Origin of the sequence: Paenibacillus sp. NRS-1760, from assembly GCF_050467785.1 — a bacterium.
Lineage (GTDB): Bacteria > Bacillota > Bacilli > Paenibacillales > Paenibacillaceae > Pristimantibacillus.
Genome location: NZ_JBITPK010000014.1, coordinates 862706 through 887274, shown reverse-complemented (window position 1 = coordinate 887274; position 24569 = coordinate 862706). Strand labels below are relative to the sequence as shown.

At 48.5% G+C, this 24569-nt stretch carries 18 protein-coding genes and 1 pseudogene; 2 read left to right on the top strand and 17 right to left on the bottom strand.

All coding sequences use genetic code 11. The annotated features are described in order from the left end of the window. Positions 1 to 28: 28 nt before the first annotated feature. From ACIFSR_RS23225 to ACIFSR_RS23200, 6 genes are all read right to left on the bottom strand, one after another. A complete protein-coding gene (locus ACIFSR_RS23225; RefSeq protein ID WP_339204266.1) occupies positions 29 to 1651 on the bottom strand; it encodes a response regulator transcription factor in 1623 nt (540 codons plus the stop codon). Between the two features lie 7 nt (positions 1652 to 1658). Further along, complete coding sequence (locus tag ACIFSR_RS23220) at positions 1659 to 3395, bottom strand: sensor histidine kinase (RefSeq protein ID WP_430060225.1); 1737 nt, start codon at positions 3393 to 3395, stop codon at positions 1659 to 1661. Positions 3396 to 3475: 80 nt separating this feature from the next. Further along, positions 3476 to 5074: an ABC transporter substrate-binding protein gene (locus ACIFSR_RS23215; RefSeq protein WP_430060223.1), complete on the bottom strand. Its 1599-nt coding sequence runs from the start codon at positions 5072 to 5074 to the stop codon at positions 3476 to 3478. A gap of 62 nt (positions 5075 to 5136) precedes the next feature. Continuing rightward, positions 5137 to 6051, bottom strand: a complete 915-nt coding sequence (locus tag ACIFSR_RS23210) for a carbohydrate ABC transporter permease (protein WP_339204269.1) — start codon at positions 6049 to 6051, stop codon at positions 5137 to 5139. Positions 6052 to 6065: 14 nt separating this feature from the next. Beyond that, on the bottom strand, positions 6066 to 6974 hold the full coding sequence (locus tag ACIFSR_RS23205; RefSeq protein ID WP_339204270.1) for an ABC transporter permease: 909 nt from the start codon (positions 6972 to 6974) through the stop codon (positions 6066 to 6068). A gap of 366 nt (positions 6975 to 7340) precedes the next feature. After that, complete coding sequence (locus tag ACIFSR_RS23200) at positions 7341 to 8135, bottom strand: alpha/beta hydrolase (protein ID WP_430060220.1); 795 nt, start codon at positions 8133 to 8135, stop codon at positions 7341 to 7343. A 376-nt stretch (positions 8136 to 8511) separates the two neighbouring features. Here ACIFSR_RS23200 and ACIFSR_RS23195 point away from each other — a divergent pair, with 376 nt between their 5' ends. Both ACIFSR_RS23195 and ACIFSR_RS23190 read left to right on the top strand, forming a co-directional pair. Beyond that, positions 8512 to 10218 (top strand): RICIN domain-containing protein, encoded by a 1707-nt coding sequence (locus tag ACIFSR_RS23195; protein WP_430060218.1) that lies wholly within the window; start codon positions 8512 to 8514, stop codon positions 10216 to 10218. A gap of 421 nt (positions 10219 to 10639) precedes the next feature. Continuing rightward, a pseudogene (locus tag ACIFSR_RS23190) lies at positions 10640 to 10837 on the top strand (transposase); the annotation flags it as partial. Between the two features lie 247 nt (positions 10838 to 11084). On the opposite strand, the gene ACIFSR_RS23185 reads toward ACIFSR_RS23190, so the two are convergent. The 11 genes from ACIFSR_RS23185 to ACIFSR_RS23135 form a co-directional block, all read right to left on the bottom strand. Next, positions 11085 to 11711, bottom strand: coding sequence for a glycoside hydrolase family protein (locus tag ACIFSR_RS23185; RefSeq protein ID WP_430060216.1), 627 nt, complete (start codon positions 11709 to 11711; stop codon positions 11085 to 11087). Positions 11712 to 12090: 379 nt separating this feature from the next. Then, entirely contained in the window at positions 12091 to 12252 is a 162-nt protein-coding gene (locus ACIFSR_RS23180; RefSeq protein ID WP_339204277.1) for a hypothetical protein, read from the bottom strand. Between the two features lie 8 nt (positions 12253 to 12260). Then, positions 12261 to 14555 carry a chondroitinase-B domain-containing protein gene (locus ACIFSR_RS23175; protein WP_430060213.1) on the bottom strand — a complete coding sequence of 765 codons (2295 nt, stop codon included), beginning with the start codon at positions 14553 to 14555 and terminating at the stop codon, positions 12261 to 12263. 138 nt (positions 14556 to 14693) lie between these two features. Continuing rightward, complete coding sequence (locus ACIFSR_RS23170; RefSeq protein ID WP_430060211.1) at positions 14694 to 15824, bottom strand: glycoside hydrolase family 88 protein; 1131 nt, start codon at positions 15822 to 15824, stop codon at positions 14694 to 14696. A gap of 21 nt (positions 15825 to 15845) precedes the next feature. Then, a complete protein-coding gene (locus ACIFSR_RS23165) occupies positions 15846 to 16721 on the bottom strand; it encodes a carbohydrate ABC transporter permease (protein WP_430060209.1) in 876 nt (291 codons plus the stop codon). A gap of 12 nt (positions 16722 to 16733) precedes the next feature. After that, positions 16734 to 17687, bottom strand: a complete 954-nt coding sequence (locus tag ACIFSR_RS23160) for an ABC transporter permease (RefSeq protein WP_339204281.1) — start codon at positions 17685 to 17687, stop codon at positions 16734 to 16736. A 103-nt stretch (positions 17688 to 17790) separates the two neighbouring features. Further along, positions 17791 to 19461, bottom strand: a complete 1671-nt coding sequence (locus tag ACIFSR_RS23155) for an extracellular solute-binding protein (protein ID WP_430060207.1) — start codon at positions 19459 to 19461, stop codon at positions 17791 to 17793. Positions 19462 to 19632: 171 nt separating this feature from the next. Further along, positions 19633 to 21987: an AraC family transcriptional regulator gene (locus ACIFSR_RS23150; RefSeq protein WP_430060205.1), complete on the bottom strand. Its 2355-nt coding sequence runs from the start codon at positions 21985 to 21987 to the stop codon at positions 19633 to 19635. Between the two features lie 21 nt (positions 21988 to 22008). Further along, the gene (locus ACIFSR_RS23145; RefSeq protein ID WP_430060203.1) at positions 22009 to 23190 is read right to left on the bottom strand and encodes a polysaccharide lyase 6 family protein; all 1182 of its coding nucleotides are present in this window, start codon (positions 23188 to 23190) and stop codon (positions 22009 to 22011) included. Positions 23191 to 23472: 282 nt separating this feature from the next. Beyond that, on the bottom strand, positions 23473 to 24183 hold the full coding sequence (locus ACIFSR_RS23140) for a metallophosphoesterase family protein (protein ID WP_430060201.1): 711 nt from the start codon (positions 24181 to 24183) through the stop codon (positions 23473 to 23475). Between the two features lie 43 nt (positions 24184 to 24226). Continuing rightward, positions 24227 to 24400 (bottom strand): hypothetical protein, encoded by a 174-nt coding sequence (locus ACIFSR_RS23135; RefSeq protein ID WP_430060199.1) that lies wholly within the window; start codon positions 24398 to 24400, stop codon positions 24227 to 24229. Positions 24401 to 24569 lie beyond the last annotated feature (169 nt).

Here is a 24569-nt window from a genome sequence, read left to right as displayed (position 1 = left end):
AGTCCGTTTCGTTGTGTAAAATGATTAATTAATCCCGTTTTTTCCGTGCTCGATATTGCTGTGGCGTTACGCTGACAATTCTTTTGAATAAGTTCGAAAAGCTTCCTAAGCTGGTATAACCTATACGCTCTGCAATGTCTGTAATCTTGTATTCGGTTTCTTCCAGCAATCGTTTGGCCTCTTGGATTCGTTCCTGAATGATGGCATCCGACAAAGATAACCCGGTCTCCTTCTTGAACAATCTGGATAAATATGCCGGGTTCAGATAGACATGGGCAGCCATTTCCTCCCGGGTAATCTCCTGGTTCAATCGTGAACGAATGTAATGTCTAATCTTGGTAACTACAGCAGAAGATACTTTGTTGCTTACCGTGAGAAGTCGTACGGTTGCCTTCAGGCAGCATCTCGTCCATTGTTGCAGGGCATCCGAGTGCTTGGGATAGCTTTCCTTATCTGTCAAGCTCTTTAATTCCGCTGACTTGTGAATGGATAAACCTTTTTGGGCCAATATGGTGTGAATAATGAAGAGAATACCGTGGATAAACTGATGATGTGATTCCTTTGTCCATGTATTTCCTTCACTGCTCCAGAACCATTGCTTCACTCGGCGATCCAGCTCTTCTAACTCGCCAAGCTCCATTATAGTGGACCACTCTGCAAATAAGCTTAGTGGAGCTACGGCCAGCAGTTGATTCATGCTTTTTTCCATAGGAGTAGAGGCAGGCATGAATACTTGCCGGGATCGAGTTAAATTGTGCTGCTCTCTCTCTGTCACATACGTGTAGGCGCTAACGATTTCCGGTAATACTACCGTCGGACTAATATAAATAGATAAGGAGCATTGAAGAAGCCGTTCACACTCGTTCAGAAACTGACGGCAATTGTAATTAAGCACCTTGCTAATAGAGGTTTCTTCACTTCTCACATATACGATCGCCAGATTAAGCCCTGTATGATCCTGAAATACAACACCTTCCAGCTCTAGCAGAAGCAGTTCTCCAGCCAAATTGCGAAGCGCGTATTCCATAATGGCTTCATCACGCGCGCTCAGATTATCTTTCCATTGCTCAAGTCCAAACAGAACCAGGATATAACGATCATCAGGCTTGATCGACAAGCCACAAGTTTGTGCGGATCTTTGCAGCGAGTCCGGGAGCAGAGATGCCCGCTGACTAAGGATGTCCTGCCAGAAGCGTTCCACCAATATAGGCAGCTGATGTTCCCATTTTCTTCGATAGTCCTGCATCAGAGCTTCAAACTTTTTTTGTTCTTTTTGCCTACCGACCTCTGCAAAAGCATCGCCGGCCACTTTCTTCAATTGCTCATAATCGACGGGCTTGAGCAAATAATGGAACGCTCCATGATGGATGGCGCGCTGCGCGTACTCAAAGTCCGCATGACAAGTAAGCATAATCGTCAAAGTGTACGGCGAATGCTGCTCCACCCAGGCCAACAAATCCAAACCGCTGCTCCCCGGCATTTCGATATCGCAAATTAGCAAATCGACAGTAGTGTTACTTAGCACCTTCAACGCTTGATCCACGTTCTCCGCCAAACTAATGTGCGTAACGCCCAGCATGCTCCAGTTCACGCCTTGCTGCAAACCGAGCAAGGCAAAATATTGGTCATCAACAATTAAGATTGTATACATACGATGATCAAAGCCTCCTTTGCATAGGCAAATTGATATTCACTATTCCACCGCCCTGTGGATCATTGCGGAAGGCTATATTCGCGCGTCCATCATAGAACATAATCAAGCGCCTGCGCACATTCCATATCCCCAGTTGACGGTCTGTCGGCTCTTTTTCATATAATCCAAGGTTGAGCATGTCCAATTGCTGCTTGGAGAATCCCGGTCCAGAGTCGCGGATTTCGATGGCCATGCATGAATCCCCATCTTTACTAGTTGCTTCACTTACCGTGACGCTGACTTCAAAATGCTTGGTATTATTAATAAATCCATGCTTCATAGCATTCTCCACGAACGGTTGCACAAGCAAGGGCGGAACAAGGACGTTCTCTAATTCCTCGGGCAGCCGATCATAAAAACTCAGCTTGTTCGGATACATGACCATTTGGATTTCCATGTAGTTCCGGATATGATTAAATTCGCTAACAAGCGTAATCCATGTATCGTTGGTGCTCATGATGAACCGGAAATAGGAAACTAGGTGGCTGATCATCTTCTTAATCAGCGAATACTTCTGAAGCTCTACAAGATGGAAGACGATATTTAAGGAATTCATGAAAAAATGGGGATTAATCTGAGCCTGAAGATGCTTAAGTTCGGCTTGCTGTACTTTCATTTGCTCTTCATATACATAGATCTTTAGATTCCCGATTTGTTCAGCCATTCGATTGAACTGTTGTGTAATCAGTTGGAACTCCTTGGATTTCTCTTCCTTCAAACGGTATTCTAACTGTCCCTTGCCAAGTATGCGCATCCCGCTTGCCAACTGCTGAATGGGCTTAAATACAAGCCGGCTTAATAGAAAGAACAATACAACTAGAATGACAACTACCGCTATGGGAATGACCTTAATTACGCTTTGGAACAGAGGCAGCTCGTCCAGCAGCAATTCTTCGTCCAATAAAATGAAAACGTTGAGATCCGAAAAAAGAGACGGTTTGCCTACGAACAAATAGCTGCTGCCGTCACTAAGTCGAATAGAAGCGCTAGAGCGTTTCGATTGATCGTTCAGATGGCTGCGGATGCGGACAAGATCTTCATTGGCGAATTGCCCCCACAACAGATGCCCCTCTTTGGATATAATGCCGATTTTCTCGTCGCTCTCTACAGACTCCAACCGGATTAGAGGCTGAGCTAAGGAGTCAATGCTGACAAGTACACCGATGAGCAGCCTTCCACTTTTATCCGGAAGTGCCTTAAATAAGACCGGCTCGCCACCGACGTTAATGATTTCCCACTTCAAGGACGTCGGAAGCTTGAACTTCTTCAGCCGAGCGGACAGACCGGCACGGATAGCCTCCTTCTCCTCGTAATACTCCTTTTGACTGCTGAGGAATAGCTCCTCCCGGTCAAGATGATACACGAATACACTGCGAATAATAGAGTAGTAGCTAACATCGCTATACCATTGATCCATTAATTTTCTGATAGATAAATAATAGTTTACACTGTCTGGGTCGCTCTCCGAGTATAGCTCGAGCAGCATGCTTTCATTTGCCGTTCGCAGCAAATAAGTACTGGTCTGCTCCAGCAGCTCATCAAGAGAGCCTAAATGAAGGGTCAACGTGTCCGATGCGGATTTCGCTACTTTCTCACGAACAATATTTGTGGAGTAGATATTGGTGTAGTAAAGAAAGAAAAAAAGTGGCGCCACTAATAGCAGGACGAGTGCGCTTACTTTAAATTGCAATGAAAGTCCCACAGTTCCACTCCTTTGCCTAGTATATGAACGCCCATGCGGCACGAAAGGGGAAAGACCATTTCGGTCTTTCCCCTGCCTGCTTATGACTGCTTCGCCTTCCACTCATCGTACTGCTTCTGAACTTCGGCGCGGATTTTCTCGATACCGTTGGCCTTTAGCTTGTCGTTGTATTCTGCCAATACCTTGTCGGCATCTAAGCTGCCCGTTTCAAGCAGCGGACGATATTCCTTGATAATGTTGCTGACGACGGACACCTCTGTTTTGACAGCGTCTGTATTGAAGTTGAAGCCAAACGACCTTACTTTGTGAGCTTTTTCGTTATAGGCTTTGAACTTCTCCCATTTGTCCGAGCTTTCGCCTTCCCATAAATAAGTGAGGGTCTGATTCCCAAACATCCACTCAATACCCGGAGCCCACCCCGTATCCGCACGGGTAGAGACGCCATCTTGCAGCTTAATGAAATTATCCTTGCCCTCTACCTTGACATATTGCCGTCCTTCCACACCGAAATCGATCAGGTTGACCAGATTTTTATCGGTATGAAGAAGGTTTAGAAGCATCATTGTGCGCTCCGGATCGACAGATGTGCGGCCGATTGCCATCATGGAGTTGCTGACGCTTGCTGTACTGATTTCAGGATCATTCCCCTTCAGCTTGACTAGTTCGATACCCGTCGCGCTGGAATCTTCCTTGTCGGAATCCGGTTTATCGGAACCGAATTTCATCCACGTTTTGCCGGCCTTAAATGCATCTTCGGCGCTCGTTTTGGTCGTCGCGGCATCCTGATTAATGAATCCCTTTTTGAACCATTCGCTGTAGAGCCTCAACCTATAAATAGTCGCATCGGATTCCAACGTGCTGATGATCATCTTATCTGTCTTAGTATCCAATACAATACCGGCAGGTGCTCCGGCCACCAGCTCGTATCGGAAGTTTTCTTCCATGCTCGGCTTTGTTTTGTCGAAGTAGCTCAGCGTATCGGAACCACTGCCTGAGAGCCAGATAGGTGCAAGGCCGGGTTCCTTATCCTTAATGGTTTGAAGCCACGGCTCTAGGTCTTCCAGTGTTTGGATAGAGTTGATATCAAACCCGTATTTATCAATAAGATCTTTCCGAAACATAATCGTGTGGCTCTCGCCGATTTCTTTGTTGGTTGGGATCGCGTAAATTTTCCCATTTACTCTGCCCCCATCGAGAAAACGAGGATCTAGCGTCTCCATTATTCCTTGCCCGTATTCGGTTAACAAATCATCTAGCGGGAGAAACGCCCCTTTGGTTACATTGTTGGAAAAATCTGCCCAGTTCGGAGCAAAAGTCAAGTCTACTTGCTCTCCGGACTGATAGGCCAGCGCCATCTTCTCAGCCCAGGAGGACCAGGGCAGTCCTTGGAAGTCGATCTCCGCATTAATTTTCTCTTTCAAGTATTTATTGATTTCTGCTACAACTGCCTTGGAGTCGTTTTGTGGAAAATTGCCTACCGTATAGACTTTGAGCTTGCGGTAGGTCGATGTATCGGAATTGCTTGTGCTTGATCCGATTTCCTCGGATGGCTTGCTTGTTGACAGCGGTTCTGCATTAGGTGAACCGGATGATCCTGAATTTGTGCTGCAGCCTGACATGACAAGCATGGCCACCGTTAGCCCAGCAAGCGTTTTGCCCAAACCTTTCGTTACCTTCATTTTTTTAACCCCCAATAAATTTTCATATATTCTAACCGGCCGTTAAGCCAGAGCTAGACGAATTAACCTTTGATGGCTCCAATGGTAAGTCCCTTGGTAAAGTACTTCTGAAAGAAAGGATAGACAAACAGAATGGGACCAATGGAGACGACTACCATCGCCATCCGTAAGCTTTCTGTCGGTACCGATTGCTGCACTAGCAGAGCTACTCCGCTGCCCGCCAATTGATTTTTGAAAAACTCCGCTTGGCGAATCATTTGAATCATGACGTACTGCAACGAGAACTTTTCGCTATCATTAATGAACAGCAAGGAATTGAACCAATCGTTCCAATACATTAGCGTAGTAAACAATCCGATCGTTGCCAGTACCGGAAGCGAAATAGGAAGAACGAGCTGAAAAAAAATTCGCCACTCCGACGCTCCATCCAGCTTACCCGATTCAATCATCTCTTCCGGTATCGTTTGCTGGAAGAATGTACGGGCAATGAAGATATAAAACGCGTTCGAAAGGCCTGGAAGGATAAGCGCGACATAAGTGTCCTTCAGATCCAAATAGTTGACGTACAACAGATAGAAAGGGACAAGCCCTCCAGAGAACAGCATCGTAATCAGAAGATAGATATTAAATATTTTCTTAAACGGAAAATCCTTGCGAAAGATCGGGTACGCATATAACGCAATTAACAATACCGCCAGCAAGGTTCCAATAAAAGTTACAGATAAGCTAACCCCATAGGCTTTCATAAGAGTCGACGAATTGGCAAATAGATGGTGGTATGCAGATCCATCGATTTCGTCAGGCCAGAACTTGTAGCCCTTTAGCGTTAGGAGCTTTTCATTTGAAAATGAGATGGCGACGATCAGCAAGATCGGCAAGATGCAGGCGAGACTGAAAACGATAAAAATAGTATGAAGCACTATCGCGGCTAGCTTAGATACCTTCTGATACGGTTTAACGTTCGTTGCTTTGTTCATATTGATTCTCCATTCTAGAAAAGTGCCGTGTCGCGATTAAGCTTTCGAGCCAGACTATTTGCTCCGATGACAAGGAAAAATCCAACTACCGATTGGTAGAAATTCGCTGCGGAGGCCATTCCCAAGTCATTGAGCTGAATCAGGCCTCTATAAACATACGTATCGATGACATCCGTCGTGGAGCGCAACGCGCCGGAATCGAGCGTAACATGATAAAATAACCCGAAGTCAGAGCGGAATAAGCCCCCCAAATTTAATATCGTCAGAATGACCATCACGGGAGTCAGGAGCGGAATCGTAATTCGGATGATCTGCTGCCATTTGCTGGCTCCGTCCATGACCGCTGCTTCGTACAGCTCTTCGCTGATTCCAGTTATTGCGGCCAAGTAAATGACGCTGCCTATGCCGACGGAGTGCCACATTTTCGTCAACCACAAAATATAAGGCCAAGCCTCCGGGTGCATATAAGCATTAACCGAAGAGTGTCCGAACAACGGCAACACGTATTTGACCAGAAAACCGTATTCGGGGTGTAAAAAGGCGTATACGATATAGCTGACGACAACCATGGACAAAAAATTTGGCATGATCATCACCGTCTGATAGAGTCGCGATGCCAGCTTGGCACGAACCTCGTTTACGGCAATGGCAATCGCAACGGAAAGAAGAAGACCGGTCACAATAAAGACAACATTGTAGGCAACCGTATTAATTGTTACTCGCCACGCATCGGAAGTAGCGAAGAGAAAACGGAAATTGTCGAGCCCTGCCCACGGACTGCCCATAATTCCGTCGATGTAGTTAATGTTCTTGAAAGCAATGAAAACGCCAAACATGGGAATATAACAATTAATGAAAAAAACGATGCTTGTCGGCAGCAGCATAAGCAGCAGCACGCGATACTTCACAATGTTCCGCAGCAAACGGACGTAGCTCCTCTGTCGCTGTGAATGTGCTTGCTTAGCAGAAAAATTTACAGATGATGGAATTGACATAGCATTTAACCTCACTCTATTTCAATAGGATAGATTTATTATAATGAAGTTGGAAATTGGAATTCTCTATCCCAGGTGATCTCATTTATTAGAAAGTTACCTCTTAACCTGATTTCCAAATATCATCCTCGTTGTCTATTCTTCGTGTTTCGTCTCACAATCAAAAGTGGAACAAAACATCACAAAAGCATCACCTTAATAAGGTGATGCTCCGATTGTTGAGAATCCAAATTGTCATGATAACATGGTTATTATTTCACTCGTGTACATCTAAGAGATTAGTCGCTAGACAGGCTATCTAAAAATGAGTTGGGAAAAATGGTATAAATCGTTTTTCCAAACCGGCCAATCGTGGCCGCCACTCTCCTCGTACCAAATATGGGGTACATCGTTCCTCTCCAAATAGGCATGTGTCCGGTCGCTGACATGCTTAAGATTGTCCAGAAGTCCGCATGACAACCAGAGCAAACTCAGCTTAGCCGCCGCATCTTCCGGATTCGAAACAAGCAACTCGGGTTCCTTCGTGTTTGGAGCAGAGGAAAATCCTCCAATCCAAGCAAAATGATCTAGATTGCCTAATCCGATATTGAGCGATTGTCCTCCTCCCATCGATAAACCGGCTAGAGCACGGTTCTCTCTCCTCGTCAGAACCGTATAGTTCGATTCCACATAAGGAATGAGATCATAAAGCAAATCGAATTCGAAATCCTCAAACGCCTTTAATTTGTCTGCGTCGAATAAATTGCCCTCCGCCCGGTCGTTCTGCATGGCACGGCCGTTAGGTAGAACCACAATCATGCGCGCAAGCTTATTGTCTGCATACAAATTATCAAGAATCACTTGCGGACCCGCATGATTGTACCATTCCTCTTCGTCTCCGCCGATACCATGCAATAAATAAAGAACGTTATATTCCCCTTGACCATCCGGGTAACCTGGAGGGATGTAAATCATCGCTCTACGCTTGCATCCTATTGTCTTAGAGAAATATTCAACCGTTTCAATTTTGCCGTGGGCAATATCATCCCTGTACTGGTCATACCCGGTCGGAACGACACGTCTTAGCAAATCATAGTTAATTGGACTCATCCTTTTTCCTTCCCCTTCCTGTTTACACCTACTTAACTGCGAAAAGTATAAACTTTCCATAATGAACAAACAACCTGTCAATTGTTACTATCACTTGTACGTTAAAGATAGAGTTAGAAGGGTTTCAGAACCATAATTAGACAGGTTGTTGATAGTGTCAAACGAATAGTAAACTCAATTTTGTAAGCGCATACATATTAATTTTACAAATAATATACCTCTTTCATCTTCTCCTCTCCTGAAGTCTAAATGGTTATAAATCGTTATTCTTCACTTCTGATTCGTCTCTGGGTACCTCATCCGCCGTATGCTTCACCACACCCTTGTACTACCATGAATTAACATATGTAAAACAAAAAAAAGGAGATGAGTATTAATGATTAAAAAGAAAGTCAGTTTGGCAATGAAGCTTCTGCTGCTTTTGGCGCTAGTGATGTCGCCATTATTGCTGAGCGGCAAGAAGGCAGATGCGTGGGTTGGCATGCCGATGTCCAAGCTCCATGTAAGCGGCAACCAATTGGTGAACAGCAGTGGACAGCCTGTTTTGCTAAGCGGGTGGCATCAGCCTTCGGGCGCTTACTGGACGTACCAGAACAGCAATTACTACCTGAATCAGAATGGCGGGAATCGACATGCAGCGATCTTAGCGTATTTGAAAGATATCACCGACACCTTTACAAGCACCTCGGCCAAATACGGCAACAACCATGGATGGTATATGAATCAGGTACGTCTATTCATTGACCGGGAAGACATGGGCGACGTAGCGGCGGGCACGTACAATTTTGCCGGCCTGCAAGCCGTTACTCAGAACGTCATCATTCCTTATATCAACTATGCCAAGACCAAGGGCCTGTATGTCACCCTCGGCCTAGATTTCACTTTAAGCAACAACCAAGCAACAACCCCTGCCAATCTCGCAAAGTTTAATCAGATTTGGGGTTACCTCGCTGATCAGCCAGGAATCAAGAGCGCTGACAATGTTATGTTCGAGCTCATTAACGAGCCCGTGCTGTCTGATGTCAATGGCGTCTGGGGCGGTCATCCTTCCCAATCCAATTTCATTGCGTACTGGAACTCGCTCAAAAATTTCCAAAATTCCATGATCTCCACAATTCGCAGCAAAGGCGCGGATAACGTCATCTGGGCATCGGGACTTGGTTGGGATCAATACTATCAGCTATGCGCAGCCTATCCATTGACGGATTCACTGAACAATATAGGTTATTCCGTACATTGGTATCCGGGCTATGGCGCTTATGATGACTACACTCCTTTGCAACAGCAATGGGATACCAATATTAAGCCTTGCGCTGATAATTATCCAATTAATATTACGGAGACAACCTGGTTCAAGACCCAACCGGGAGACTCTTCCTACTGGGATCTGTTCAACGGCTCGAACGCGGGCTTCGGCAAAAATACCAAAGCGATCTTCACGGCAGCAGGCAATGTGAGCATCGCTGTCCATATGAATGGATTTTTGTTGAATCCCGGCACGAGAAGCTCATTTGCAGACCCAACAGGCGGATTGATGTATGATGGCAACACTGCCCGGGACGGCATGGCCCGATTTATTTTCGAATGGTACTATGAACGTGCGCAGTTTAATCCTTGGAATGGTATATGGAATGGAGTCACGAATGGCGCAACTTACAAGCTCGTCAACCGTGCTTCGGGTAAAATACTCGAGGTTCCAGGCGGCCAGAATACAAACGCGTTGCAGCTTCAACAGCGAGCAGACAATAATACGACAGCTCAGCGCTGGATCGTCACGGATCAAGGCACCTACAATAACTATTACGAATTGCGAAGCGTAAGCTCAACTGACAACAAAGTCATGGATGTTCGTAACGGGACAAAAAACAACGGGGAAGCGATTCAGCTTATGCAGGATCTCTCCAATACCGCGCAGCAGTTCCGATTGATCAAGCTCAGCAACGGTTACTGGAGCATCTTGAATGTGAATAGCAACAAAGCGGTAGAGGTCGCCGGCTCCTCCACGGCTGATGGCGCGAATATTCAGCAAAACTTATACAGCGGCAATCTCAATCAGCAATGGCAGCTAGTACAAATCAACTAATAGGAATAATTTCAATATTTTAGCAAAAAAAGAACCTTCAGATTCACTCTCATAGTGGTTTTGAAGGTTCTTTTGCACATACTATGGGATTCTCTCACTCCGGTTTGCCCTTTTGGGATATCCTCTATATTAATTCGGCAGATATGCAATTCTACATTGTTCTTAATTATTTTCTATACTGCATAGTCGCAGGATAGCTGCATCTTTCTCACACTTACGTGCAGCTATACTGTATTTCCTACAACATAAGCGCTGTTAAAGTGCAGAAATGGCAGATCATATAGCAAGTTATTGCATAAATACAACATAAGTATCCACACAGCTAAAAATGGCCGAAGTTCCTGCAATAGTGCAGGATAGCTGGACCTAGATTGCGGAGATTGGTGTGGCGACTTCGCATCAAAACAAAGAAAAAGTGTAAGGATATGCGTTGTCGGTAAGACGAATGATTGAACACGAAAGTGTATTCGGGCAGATCAAGAATAACCCGGGATTTCGACGTTTTCTGCTTCGCGGCTTGCCTAAGGTAAGTCTAGAGGTCGGGTGGCTTTCGCTTGCCCACAATCTGATGAAACATGCAAATATAGACCAGAATAGAAAAATAGCCGTACAGGTATAGCTCTCCTGTATGGCTATTTTTCATACTTCCCAATATTTCCGTTCAAAGTGAGCTATCCCTTCACCGGGCTGAACGCTTATGGGACAGCCTCTTACTTTATCACTCTTATATGCAATTTAGTATTTTATCATGTACAAATATGGATAGCATACTACATTTCGATCAATTCAGTGCAGCAGTTATACGTCATAGCCGCATAGCGCTCGCTTGACTCCACGCAGCTGCTCAACGTAAACTCCCCCTTGTATCATTGCTTTAAAGGTATAACCATGTTCCATGTATTGGAAGCATCCATAAAACCGTCGATGCCGTCCGAGACGGCAGCGAACAAATGAGTAGGCTTGCCGTTCTGGAAAAGCAGGAATGGCCGCTCCAGATTTCCCAGCGTCTGCACCGTGCCATCATCATAGCGTACCGTCCGGGAGTAGCTTTGCGGCTGTCCATGCAAGCTCCATTTCAACCCGTCTGGAGACTCCGCGAAGATGCCGCCATATTTTTCACCACATAGACGTCCTTCCATATCTTTGGCGATCAAATGGTATCCTTTCGCTGTTTGCCAGATGAACGGATCTTCGATATGGAACGACTCCGGAGGAAACACCGGCTCTCCGCTCAGCACCCGATATGGTCCCTCGTAGTGATCCGCATACGCGACGCCAATCGTCATGCCGCCATGCAGGTTGCCTTCGTAGCTTCGTGCCTTGTAGATCAGCAGCACGGAACCGTCCTCCCGGACACACGGAGCCGGATTGGAGGTCAGAAAGCTATCGAATCGGCCGGGACGTGTTGGCAATATCGGTTCATCTGCTCTGCGCCAAGGGCCGAATACGCTGTCCGCGACAGCCAGGCCTACCCGTTTGTTCGCCCGCGCCACGATGCATTGCGGATCGGTTAACCCGAAATTTCCGGGCGGCTCCGGATCGCCCAGCGGATGGGTCGAGCCCGTATAATAAAGTAAATATTTGTTGTTGTGCTTAACGATATGGGGGTTGTGCGTGCAGCGTCCGTCCCAATATTGCGCTCCCCTCGCCGGAAGCGCCACCTCGCGGAATTGGTACGGTCCCTCGGGCGTATCCGAGTCCGCCCTGACAATCTCCGATGCCGTCATCCAGCCGGGGTGCATCGGCAAAGTCTTCGGCCAGCGCGAGGCAAACATATGGAATTTGCCGTCCTCGCCCTGCACGACGGAACCACACCATATCCAATAACCTTCCATTCGGAAGCCGCCGCCACGCGGAGCCGGCAGCATCGTGTTAGTATGCATGTAACGTCACCTCGCCTTTTCCCTCTGCTCCATAGCTTCTGCGAACCATGGTCTCCCATCCTTTCAAATAAAGTAAATAACCGGCATGCTCCGCACAGCTATGGAACGACATAGCCATGCCGGCGGACCGACCGCCGGCATGCTTGATCATTAATTACCCTAAGGCGTATTCAGCCCCACATCGCCTGCCGCAAGCGGGCGATTCAGCAGAGGCGCTCCGGAATATTCATCCGCTCCCACATCCGTTGTCGCCCGCATTTGGCCATCCATATCCGCCTGCAAGAACGCGTATGTCCCTACAGCGGCGTCAATCGCCGGGCTGCTTGCGGTCAGCTTCTGGATGCCGCTCACCGTAGTGAGCAGCGGATTGATATCTCGGATCTGCCCCGAGCTGCGCGATATGTTGCTAATGGTGCTGCCATACCCGATGTTGCCCTGAAACAGCGTATTCGTTGTCGCCGCCTCGTAATAAAGCGTGCCGGTACTGTTGCGCACGATATTGTTCGCCACGACGGAATCCTGCGGAGCATACGCTTTGCCCGAACCAATGACGATGCCGGTTGTACTGTTTACAATCGTATTGTTGACGATTAGCGCCCGGTAAACTTTCCACTGTTTGCGTAATTGTTCGACCGTCGGGCTTGGAGGAGAGCCTCCAGTACCTCCGTCGAAATCGCCGTTTGGCAAGTAGATTGCTTCGCCTGTCAAATTCTCGAAGTAATTGTTATAAATCTTATGGTCATTGCCGAACATCCGGATGCCTTCCTGATCCGACTCCACACCGTCCCCGAGGAAGAAGTTGCCGTATACGCTGTTGTTATGGCCGTGCCGCAGCGTTAGGCTGCCCTTGGACGTGAGGAATGAATTGAAGCGCACCGTATTGCTGCTGCTCTTGACCGAAACAATTTCCGGCTCGCCGTCGCAATTCTGAAATACATTATATTGTATCGTATTATAGCCGTGGGAGAGCGTTAGACCGGACAAGCCGAGACGGATCGTCTCTTTGCCGTTGGCTACCCATGGGCCTATATCATGGAAATAGTTGTATTCAATAATATCGTACTGCGAAATTTGCCCTGAGCCATCCTGTCCTTCGTAAGCGATCAGCGGTTCGGTGTCGCTCTTCATTCCGAAGTCGTTCCGGTCGATGCGGTTATGATGGCTGTTCGTGCCCCGCACTTGCAGCCACATCAGGCCACCGCCCGAGCTTGGCAGCGCAAATGTATTACGGGTCAGTCGCACATGGTGCGAGCCTTCGAGCACCACTGCGCTATTGCTTACGTTCGTAAACTTTAATCCGTCCAGCACCACATGCGAGGAGTTCTCGACGCGGAAGCCCGACGCTCCCGAGATGATAGCTTGGCCGCGGTTTTTCGCCTTAATGACGATTGGCGCGTTGGCGGTGCCGTTTTTGTTCTGAACAGCAAACGGGCTTGTACGCGAATACGTGCCGTTTGCCAGAACAATCGTTTTACCCGCCGTAGCGGTTGCAAGCTCGGCAGTGAGCTGCGTGGAAGTGCTAACTTCGACGACCGTCCCTTCGCTACCGCTGCCGCTTGAATCGCTGCCATAAATTTCGACCTCTGCGAAGCTGTTCCATGCGTTCACCGAGTTGCCGTGGCCAACAATACGAACGTATCGGACAGGGACCACATCGGCAAAATCAAATGTCTGCAAGCTGTTGGTCAGACTGCTGACCGCTCCCGAAAGCGCTGTGCTGAAGTTGTAGCCATCATAGGAAGTCTGGATATCAAAGCTGAAAGTTCGCTCTGCCCCGTTGGTGAAGGCGATCTTCACATATTCCACTCGTTTGCTCGATCCAAGGCCGTATTGGACCCACTCCCCGTCGCCACTCGCCGCCCAGCGCGTGCCAAGATCGCCGTCGATTGTATTCGCGACGATGTTGCCGTCATCTCCACTAGCCATAAGCTGCGGTACGGTAACCGCCAGCTTGCTTGCACCCGGCGCAGGGCCGCTCGCGGTGCCGTACAGTTCAACTTCGGTATAGCTGTTCCACAGGTTGGAGGAATTTCCGTGCCCAACGACCCGCACATAGCGGGCAGGATCGACATCCGGGAAATCGAACGTTTGCAGGCCTTCCACAAGGCTGCTCACAACTCCACTGCTGACGGTCGTGAAGGCGGAACCATCCGTAGACGTCAAAATATCAAAAGTAGAAGTGCGGCTTGCCCCATTCAGAAAAGCAATTTTAATGGAAGACACTTTGCGGTTAACGCCCAAATCGTACTGAATCCATTGCCCGTCGCCATTCGCTGACCAACGTGTGGCGAAATCGCCGTCCACCGTGTTGGCCGGAACATTGCCGTCATGTCCACTCGCCGTCACGCTGGAGCTGCCAATTGTGAACTTCGCATCGGCCGCCCTCGCCGCTCCTGGCATTAACGCAACTAGCATACAGAGCAAAATCATGCATGTCATACTTTTGGTTCCCATAATTCTTCATCCTTTCCGTTATGAATTGATGGTTATTGAATCATTCCCTTCGTTCCGTCCGCACCTCCTCTCAAGAATACGGAAGCCGGGAGGTGCTTCCTGTCCTCCCGGCTTCGTTAATACTGCTCATGATCCCGCTCAAAAAATATGCTGGCTCCAGCCCTTGCTCTTCGCCAAAGCTTCAATATAATAGTAATCGCCGTAAATCAGCGATACGTTGATGTTGCTATTGACTGGTTTATGCCCGGTTGCACCGAGCAGAATGCCTTCATACTTCGGCTGATCGAACGTACTGTATTTGTTCGACAACGAGCGCAGAATGCGCGTGGCCGCGCGCTGATATAAAGCGGCTTCCTCAGGAGGCACCTGCGACGCGATATCGATCAGTCCGGATGCCGCGCAGCTTGCCGCCGAGGTGTCGCGCGGCTCGTCCGTCAAGTCGGCCGCCGCACGGAAATCCCAATGCGGCACATCGTCTTCCGCCAACGCGCTGATAAAATAATGCGCCACCCGCTTCGCCGCATTCAAGTAACGCGCTTCCCCCGTATAACGGTAAGCGCAGCTCATCCCGTAGAGCGCCCAAGCTTGGCCACGCGACCAGGACGATTGCGGCGCGAAGCCCTGTCCGCCGTCATAACTCTCCACTTCGCCCGTCTCCGGATCGAAGATTACGATATGATGCACCGAGCCGTCGTCTCTTATAAACGAGCGGAGCACCATATCTGCATGAGCAACCGCAATATGCTTGAAGCGTGGATCATCACTTTCTTCGCTCGCCCAGAACAGAAGTGGCAAATTCATCATCGAATCGATGATCGACCATCCCGTCTGGTTGCGGGGCCACGCTCTAATGAACTGTCCGACTGGGTTGTACCTGCCTGCCAAATAGTTGGCAGCAAACAGCCCGCGCCGCCGTGCGTCCTCGTCGCCGGTCAGCTTGTAGCGAATAACCGATGTCGGCAAAAACTGAAAGCCAACATCGTGGTGGAAATGGTTGTCTCGCAAGTAACATTGCTCCATGCGTACATCCCAAGGCTCTGCCTCCTCCCGATAACGCCGCTCTCCGGTCATATCGTACAGAATCCACAGAATGCCCGGCCAAAAGCCCGATATCCACTGATCCACTTTGATCTGGTCATATTTGCCTGCTGCCGAAACATGCGGCGCTTCTGTCCAGCCCGCTTCGATCATATGATCAACTTTAATCTTCACTTTATCCCACCAATCCGACAGCTCGGATGGTTTCAGCTTCACATTTTCATTGCTCATCTCAAAATTCCACTCCTTATCCTAACCTTTGATGGCACCGATCAAGGCGCCTTTCACAAAATATTTTTGCAATAACGGGTATACCAGAAAAATCGGAAGGGTAGCTACCATAATCGTGGCGTACTTCAATGTCTCGCCGAGTATGATGATCTCATCCTGGGATGCACCCTCCGCCATGGAACTCGCCTCGCCGATAATCAATATTTCTCGCAGGATCAACTGCAAAGGATACATCGACCGATCCTGAAGGAAGATCATGGCATTAAACCACGAGTTCCAGTGGCTTACTCCGTAATACAGGCCTACCACTGCAAGCACGGGCTTGCATAACGGCAGGAAGATGCGGAACAGAATGACAAAGTCGTTGGCGCCATCGATCTTGGCCGACTCTTCCAGCGCATCCGGCACCGCCTCGAACGAAGTCCGCATAATAATGAGGTTAAACGCGCTTATCGCGGTAGGCAGGATTAGCGCCCACAGTGAGTCCGTAATGCCCAGCCCTCTAACCAGCAAGTAGAACGGAATTAATCCACCGCTGAAAAACATCGTAAACACGATAAAGAGCGTAAGCTGCTTGCGATATTGCAACGTTTTTCTGGACAAGGCATATGCCGCGAAGGAAGTGAGCAGCAAATTGAGAGCCACGCCTACAATGACAATAAATAACGTGTTGCGGTAGCCAAGCAGGATCATCGGGTTGCTGAATACCGCCCCGTATGTTTCAAGCGAGAAGCCCAGCGGCTTCCACAGAATACCCTTATGCGCCATCATCAGCGCCGGTTCGCTGAATGAAGCAAATGCCACGTACAGAATTGGGTACATTGTTGCAATCATGAGCACGGACAAAAACAGCGTATTGCAAACCCGAAATAGATGTTCACCCAAGCTTACTCGCATGCGAACCCTCCTCTACCACAAGCCCGTATTGTTCAACTTCCGGCTTATCCAGTTGGAGCCGATAACGAGCGCGAAGTTAATCACGGAGTTGAACAATCCAACAGCTGAGCTGAAACTGAATTGAAAATCTTGAAGCCCGATTCGATACACATACGAGGAAATGACATCCGCTGTCACATAAGTGGTCGGGTTGTACAGCAGAATAACTTTCTCGAAGCCAACGCTCATAATTCGGCCAATGTCCAGGATGAGCAATATAACGAAGACGGGCAGCAGCCCCGGTAGAGTAACATTAAGCATCTGCTTCCAGCGTCCACCGCCATCGATCTTGCAAGCTTCATATTGCTCGGGATCGATCGCAGACAGCGCGGCCAAATAAATAATTGTACCCCAGCCTACATGCTGCCATATATTCGACGAGACGAAGATCGTCCGGAAAAAAGACGGCTCCAGCAGCATCGTGATCCGCTCGCCGCCGAAAAATGCGATAATATCGTTAATGACGCCGTCACTGCTCGTAAAATCCTTGATCATGCCGCAAATAATGACAAGCGAAATAAAATGCGGCAAATAAGTGATTGTCTGAACCGAACGCTTGAACAGCGCATTTTTCACCTCATTAAGCAGCAAGGCGAGAATAAGCGGAGCGGGAAAACCGAAAACGAGATCGTACAAGCTTATCATCAGAGTGTTTTTAAACACCCGCCAAAAATACATTCCGCCAAAAAAGTCTCTGAAATGCTCCAGCCCTGCCCACGCGCTGCCCCCAATTCCAAGCCTGGGATTAAAATCCTTGAACGCAATAATCGCACCGTACATCGGAAAATATTGAAAAATAATGAAATATGCCAAAACAGGAGTAAGCATGATGTACAAATACTTGTTCTTAACTATGTCTTTCGCGATATTAAGCGGCAGACGCCCGGCATGCGCGACTTTGCTGCGTCCCAGCTTCAACTGAGCCATCTCCTACTCCTCCTGTCCACATGCAGCATCATCGACAGGGGATGGTTGCACCACCCCCTGTCCCCACGGCGGCCTGCAGCCTGCCGCAAGACGATACATGAAATTATCTATTGTTGTAGCGTTCCAAGGCACCTTGATAGATGTCGATTACATCGCGAATGCCCATATCTTCCAGCTGCTTCACGAAGCTGTCGAACTTGTCGAGCGGTTCATTGCCCATTAAAAATTTGATAAACATTTCTTCCAAATACGTATTGATTGCCGTCATCGTCTGCGCTACCTTCTTGCTCTCATCTACAGTAGGCGTAATGAACGCGGGCAAAATATGTTTCTCCGCATCGGTCTCCGCCCAAACCTTGACCGCCTCATCCTGTTGTGGAAACGTGTTGGTCGTTTTTTGCTCATGCATCGGAAACGGACCATTCGGAACCGTATATTGCGCCAGCATCTGCTGCGAAGTGTACTTTTCGTTTTTCACGATCATATCGGTAAATTTCGGAACACCGTTGTCCATCGTGTAGCTTTCGCCGTCAACGCCGAAGTTGTACATCATGGTTCCTTGCTCGCTAAATGCGAAATCCAGCCATTTTACGATCGTTTCCAGGTCTTTCGCTGATGTCGTCACTGCCGCGCTTGCTTTCGGGTTATATTTGAAATCGCGCTGTCCAGTGAATGGTTTTTCGCCTGCTTTCAATACCGGATAAGGAGCCGCTGCGAGATTAAAATCCGGATTTTGTGCTTTGCCGGACTCCAGCCATTTGCCCATCCCGCCGCCCAGCAGGTAAACAGTTGCGCCGGACTCGCCGTTCAGAAACCGCTTATCCAGCGTGTTGCGCTCTACGATTGGAAAGTCTTTATCAATCAGCCCTTCGGAATACCACTGGCGGAACAACGTCAAAACATCTTTGTATTGCGGATCTAACGGACCGTATTTCACTTTGCCCTGATCGTCAATATAGAAGCCGTGCGACGTTTTGTATGCGCCGAAAAACGCATCCTGTAAATTCATTTTGTTCGCGTATAGTGCCGTCAGTGGTGCCGCGGCGCCTTTTTTCTCTTTGAACGCTGTCAGGACCTTATGCCAATCATCTATTGTTACAGGCAATTGCAGCCCCAGCTCATCCAGCCAGTCTTTGCGCAGCATTGGTCCGCGGAAGACTACGCCTTCCGAGTTGCGTACCATCGGGAAGGCATAATATTGGCCGCTGTCGGTTTTCACCATTTTATCCAGATCCGGATTAGCTTCCAGCATCTTCTTTAGATTAGGCGCATATTGATCGATCAAATCATTGAGCGGTACGATAACCCCGTCTGCAATCGCCTTTTCTGGACCACCTGGATAGATGCTCCAGTCGTACTCCAGCACATCCGGCAGCTTGCTGGAAGCCAGCAACAAATTAAACTGCTCTTCCGCTTGACCGTCGGTCGGGTGGATGTAGGTTACTTTCACGCCGGTAGCTTCTGCAATCGCCTTCCCGATTGGCGCTTCCGCCAGATTCGTTGTAAATGTAATCAAGTTTCCGTTGATTGGAGCCCAGTACGAGAACGTATCTTTGGTATTCAGCGGATAAACCGGCTTATTCGCTCCCTCGTTGCCTTTGCTTTCGTCATTTCCGCCCGTATTGCTGGCGGCGCTTTGAGTTGGCTCTGTCTTGTCCTTGTTGCCGGAGCCCCCATTACTAGTGCATGCGGTTAACAACAATGAGAGTACCATTGTGATCCCCAGTGTAAGCTGCAGCCCTTTGTGCATCTTGCCGTTACGTTTTTTCGCCATTGTGCCCCTCCGTTCTTTTCGTATGAATATGTTGGTGTGAATACGCTTTCATCGTAACGCTAATTCAGTGTCACAAACCATTGTCAAAACCTCAAATATACTGCAATTTCTCGAAAATGAGGGTAGCAAAACCGCAAGTTAACCGCTTTTTCTTGAAAAAAAGCCCGAGAGCTACTTGACTTCCCTGTAGCGCCCGGGCGTAATGCCTTCGAACTTTTTAAATATGCGGTGGAAGGTATTCACATCGTTGTAACCGACCATCAGCGATATTTCGCTGACATTATATTTCTCACTGGTAAGCAGCAATTTGGCCTGCGCCAACCGCGTCTTGTTAATGTAGTCGAGCAGAGATTCGCCCGCAAGATCCTTAAACAGTTTGGAAACATACGACGGCGTCATGGAGAAGGCTTCCCCGATCATCGAAATGTTCAGGTTCTCGTCTTGGTAATACTCGTTAACATATTTCATGACCTTATCGATTAGCGGATTGCTGCAGTATTCGCGGTTATTATTAACGTAGCCGCACAAAAGCTCCAGCATATCGTATAGCTGGCTGCGCATCTCCCCAACCGTCTGGCATTGCATCAGGCGTTCGATGGCGCGCACTCCGTCAGGCATATCCGGCTTGCCCGCGATGCGGATTTCTCCGATTACTTTTTGCAGCGTTGCCATCAGATCGAACATGAGACATTTCGCTGTATGGAATGGATACGGCTCTGTCGTAACATTTTTCTGAACAATCTCCCCGACAAACGTTTTCGCCTTTTCGAGCTGGCCTTCGCGAACCATAACGATCAATTGCTGCTCGGCCTTGAGAGGATAAAAATAACCACCAGGAGCAGTCCCCTGGTTGTCGCTGCCGCTCAGGTCCGCATAATGAATAATGCCCCCGCTGCCTGCAATGATACGGTATTCCATCGCCTCGACCGCTTCCTGAAACGCCTGGAAGATGCCATATTCGCCCTCCTGCTGTGCACTGATGGCAGCGGTCAACTGGACATCGGCATGACTTGCGATAAACGACATCGTTTCTTCCGCGATGTGCTCCAGCTCCCCCCGCTGCTTCTCCGGCGAAACAAGCTGATGGTTGACGATGCAGGCGAGCAGCTCCTGGTCCAGTTCTACCGCATAGGCGTTAACGGACTTTCGCGCAACCTCCTCGACCACATTGGCGATCAGGAAGTGCAGCAACCGCTTGTTATGTACCTGATCCTCATCCTTCCGATGGAACTTGCCGAAATGCTCGATGCGCAGCAAGATGACAGAAAATCCGCCCAGCGGGAAGCGCAGGTCATAGGCTGAGAACGATTCGTGCAGCGGGATATGGCTGTCGAGCTGCCCCTTCAGCAACCGCTGCAGGAAATGCGATCGGAGCGTATTGTTATGCTGATTCAGCTTGTTATGAAGCTCCTCCTTCTCATGGAAGGTGCTGCTCAGCGCCTGCTCCAGAAAGGAGTATTCATTAGAGCCGCGATCGAATGTAACACCTGCCTTGAACGACAAGCTCTGTATAAGCGCATGAATAGGCAGGTAGTTCCGCTTGAGCAGCCAATACGTCACACCACCGCCAATAATAAGGCAAAGCAAGATGCTTGCGATCGTCAATTGCTCTACCACGTTCATCTTCTGGTGGTATACGCCCGCCGGAAGCGTCATTACATATTTCCATCCCGTAATGGAGGAGGTCGTGTAGGATGCAACAAGCTTGCTACCGGAAGCCTCGATCTCCAGTTGCCCCGACTCTTCCGGCATATCGCCGTAGTGCAGAGCAGGTTCCGCCAGCGACTCGCCCGTAGACGCAATGAACCGGTTGTCTTCATCCAAAATAAAGATTGTGCCTTCCTCAGGCACCGACGCTTGCTCCAGCAGCTTGCCGCGGTCAATCATGAATAGCAAGACAGCTCCCGGCTGATTCATGATCGTTGACGTCGCATTTTGGGCATACATGACCGTAGGCCTCCACTCATTCTCTTCAGACACAACAACCGAGTGGTAGCCTTTAATGTACCATTGGTCAAAATATTCTTGAAACGACTGGAATGGCATTTGCTCTTCAAGGCGGATATGGTCGTATAACCCTTCGATGTTCATACGGTTGTTGCGGGCGATGACCGTATCGCTATTTTTGTAGTAAATATAAATGCCTTCAAGAAAATCGTTAGCGATTTCGTATACTCGCAAATCATTGGCGATTTGGTATATTTCATAGTGATCTGAATCAGACAACATGGGATCGGCAGAAATAAATGATGCGATTCGCCTGTTGAGGCTCACCTCGAGGCTCAGGTTCTCGATTCCTTTGAACTGGCTATCTATGGCTTGCTCCATCTGAACAAGAATGGATTGGTTGGCGCGGTTAATTTCGGCCTTTACAACGTTCAGCGTCGCGCCGTATATAACGCCGCTGATCAGAATGGGCACGAGCAGCACCGAAATGTATGAAAGCATCCAGGTCAGGAATACGCTGCGATTTTTGTGCCGGAGCTGCTTCAGATAGATCGTCCACCGGTTTCGAGTTTGGGCCATAGGTTCTCCTCCATGTTAGCTTTAGTCGGAGTCGGGACCGACGTCAATTCTTGTTAGAATGGCCGGACATTGAATATCCTCGACTTCCGCTTTCTGATTGTTGATACATACCGCCGGAGACGGCCGGTATTCATATATGGTCGGTTGCTCCTTGCCGCATACACGGTTGTAAGCGATTACACAATTCTCAGGCGCATAAGGAATCCGCTTGCCGAGCGTGACGCCATGACGACAATTAACAATCGTATTATTCACAACATGCGCGCGATAGACGCGCCAATGTTTCCTCAGTTCCTGCTCCGTCGGCGCCTCCGGATAGCCGCCCGGACCCCCATCGTAGTTACCGCCGTCAATGAGCAGCGCATCCAACGTCAAGTTTTCCATATAATTATCAAAAATGTGATGGTCATTGCCGTAAATGCGAAACCCGCCCATCTCTTCCTTCATGCCATCACCGATAAACACATTGTGATGAAAGCGGTTTCCATGCCCGTGCCGCGCTGTCACTTGGCCGGCGGAGCTTTGGAATGTGTTGTACCGAATTGTATTATAGCAGCTCTTTACCGAAATAATCTCGGGCTCTCCGTCGCAATTTTCAAACAAGTTGTGTTGAATCGTAATATAACCGTTCGAGAGAGAGATTCCGGACAAGCCGAGCCGGATCGCTTCAAGCCCGTTGACAACTCGTGGGCCTATATGATGAAAATAATTATATTCAATAACATCATGCTGCGAAATTTGTTCCCCGTCGCCATCAAAAATGACGAGCGGTCCAAGGTCGGCCTTTGGCCCGAACTCGTTGCGTTCGATTCGGTTCCAGCCGCTGCCGCTTCCCATCACAGACAGCAGGCTATACTCCGCCCCAACCTGTCGCGGCTCAAATCTATTCCGCGCAATCCTCACATGCCGCGAACCGTCCAGAATGATAGATTCGCGCTGCTCGACCTGGAAATGCAGCCCCCATACCTCTACATAAGCAGAGTTCAAGATGCGTATACTTGATTCGCCAGCTATCGTCGCTTTTCCTTTATTGACAGCGCGAATGCTTAATATGGCGGTGTCCGATCCCACTTTGCCTTCAATAATATAGTCTTCATTCCGCTCGTAAACGCCGTCTGCCAACAAGATCGTGGAACCAGGTTCTGCCCGGCCCATGGCTGCCGCCAACTCGTCGCTACTCGACACCCAATAAATAGTAGTCATCTTCCCACCTGCTTCCTATTAAATAGGCTGATATGATCCGCAGCCTCTGCAGGATCATATCAGCAACTTCACAACCTCTATTATGAAAGATACGTTTCCCATGCCATAGTGTAAAAAAATGAAACAATCATAAAAAAGTAAACTGAGGCTTAAAAATAGCGAAAATAATCACCTTGCAACCTGTAAACCGCAACCTGCCGGTGGACAAAACATGAGAAAGGACGTATCCCGATATCTAATCGTGGATACGTCCCCATTGCAGTTGCCTGTTTACCAGCCCGCTTAACCGAAAAAAAAGTAGGCAACCTTCATCTCTTCTTCCTTCAACAGCAACTTTTGTGCTGCTTCAAGCAGAGGTGTGCGGTCATAGACAAGACTTTTCATTGCAATTTTGCCATCGGTAATCGTGAAATAGTGCGCTTCTTTCGACGGATCGTCGCGACGGCGGTAAGACACGCTTCCCGGATTCAGCCACAAACTGGCGTCGCTCAAATAATGAATGCATCTGCGATGCGTATGTCCGAATATAATGCGGCGATCTCCTGCGGTTCCAGTTGCCTCGCCGCTGCGTTCCGCCCAGAAGGCGTCGTACTTGGGCAAGCTGTCAATCGTCAAATAGTTGTCGTACAGATGCTGCATCGTGTAACTATACCCGTCCATCTCGAATGTTCGGTAGACTGGTATGCTTTCTAGGAAGGAAATTTCCGCTTCACCGAGCAGCCTTGCATTGCAATGTGCCCACTTAATCCCTTCCTCCGCCACATCATGACCTCTATTGCCGTTTCGGTATAGGTCGATAATAATGTCGTCGTGGTTGCCGCGAACGCAAATCGCATCGTTCTTATGCACCCATTCGATAACTTCCCGCGGGAAAGGACCGTAGTCTACGAGATCACCCGCGCAATAGATTAGGTCACAGCCTTGTTCTGCTTTGCGGATCGATTCCAATGCATAGACGTTGCTGTGAATATCCGAAATAATTAAAGCTTTCATAATCAGTTCAACTCCCAAAAATTCAAAATTCCCAGCAGTAACGTCACCGCTTCCGTCCGTGCAATGTATCCCCTGGCATGAAACGGTTGCGCTCCAGAGGATAAGCCATTAGCACCATGTCAGCCATCTCGGCGATGCCAACTTTACTCCCCTCGTCACCCGGCACGAACCCACTACAGCATTCGGATTTAAGTGTTCTCCCATTTGTCGAGCACACTCTCCCTCCTTTATATAAAAAGATGGAACTCTGATAAATCGTCAAAAGCTAAAACCGCCCTCATATATTTCTACTTCCTATCTGCAATTTCTGGAATGGGCATCAAATTTTAAAAAAGTCACTCATGAGAACGTACATTTTCGAGAAAAAGGGCACGTACGCTGCCTCA

What these genes read in the sequence shown, in the direction of transcription:
- ACIFSR_RS23180 (WP_339204277.1), bottom strand. Translation starts at nt 12,252, where the DNA reads ATGATCAAGCATGCCGGCGGTCGGTCCGCCGGCATGGCTATGTCGTTC.
- ACIFSR_RS23195 (WP_430060218.1), top strand. Translation starts at nt 8,512, where the DNA reads ATGATTAAAAAGAAAGTCAGTTTGGCAATGAAGCTTCTGCTGCTTTTG.
- ACIFSR_RS23210 (WP_339204269.1), bottom strand. Translation starts at nt 6,051, where the DNA reads ATGAACAAAGCAACGAACGTTAAACCGTATCAGAAGGTATCTAAGCTA.
- ACIFSR_RS23140 (WP_430060201.1), bottom strand. Translation starts at nt 24,183, where the DNA reads ATGAAAGCTTTAATTATTTCGGATATTCACAGCAACGTCTATGCATTG.
- ACIFSR_RS23165 (WP_430060209.1), bottom strand. Translation starts at nt 16,721, where the DNA reads ATGCGAGTAAGCTTGGGTGAACATCTATTTCGGGTTTGCAATACGCTG.
- ACIFSR_RS23150 (WP_430060205.1), bottom strand. Translation starts at nt 21,987, where the DNA reads ATGGCCCAAACTCGAAACCGGTGGACGATCTATCTGAAGCAGCTCCGG.
- ACIFSR_RS23145 (WP_430060203.1), bottom strand. Translation starts at nt 23,190, where the DNA reads ATGACTACTATTTATTGGGTGTCGAGTAGCGACGAGTTGGCGGCAGCC.
- ACIFSR_RS23225 (WP_339204266.1), bottom strand. Translation starts at nt 1,651, where the DNA reads ATGTATACAATCTTAATTGTTGATGACCAATATTTTGCCTTGCTCGGT.
- ACIFSR_RS23170 (WP_430060211.1), bottom strand. Translation starts at nt 15,824, where the DNA reads ATGAGCAATGAAAATGTGAAGCTGAAACCATCCGAGCTGTCGGATTGG.
- ACIFSR_RS23160 (WP_339204281.1), bottom strand. Translation starts at nt 17,687, where the DNA reads ATGGCTCAGTTGAAGCTGGGACGCAGCAAAGTCGCGCATGCCGGGCGT.
- ACIFSR_RS23175 (WP_430060213.1), bottom strand. Translation starts at nt 14,555, where the DNA reads ATGGGAACCAAAAGTATGACATGCATGATTTTGCTCTGTATGCTAGTT.
- ACIFSR_RS23200 (WP_430060220.1), bottom strand. Translation starts at nt 8,135, where the DNA reads ATGAGTCCAATTAACTATGATTTGCTAAGACGTGTCGTTCCGACCGGG.
- ACIFSR_RS23215 (WP_430060223.1), bottom strand. Translation starts at nt 5,074, where the DNA reads ATGAAGGTAACGAAAGGTTTGGGCAAAACGCTTGCTGGGCTAACGGTG.
- ACIFSR_RS23155 (WP_430060207.1), bottom strand. Translation starts at nt 19,461, where the DNA reads ATGGCGAAAAAACGTAACGGCAAGATGCACAAAGGGCTGCAGCTTACA.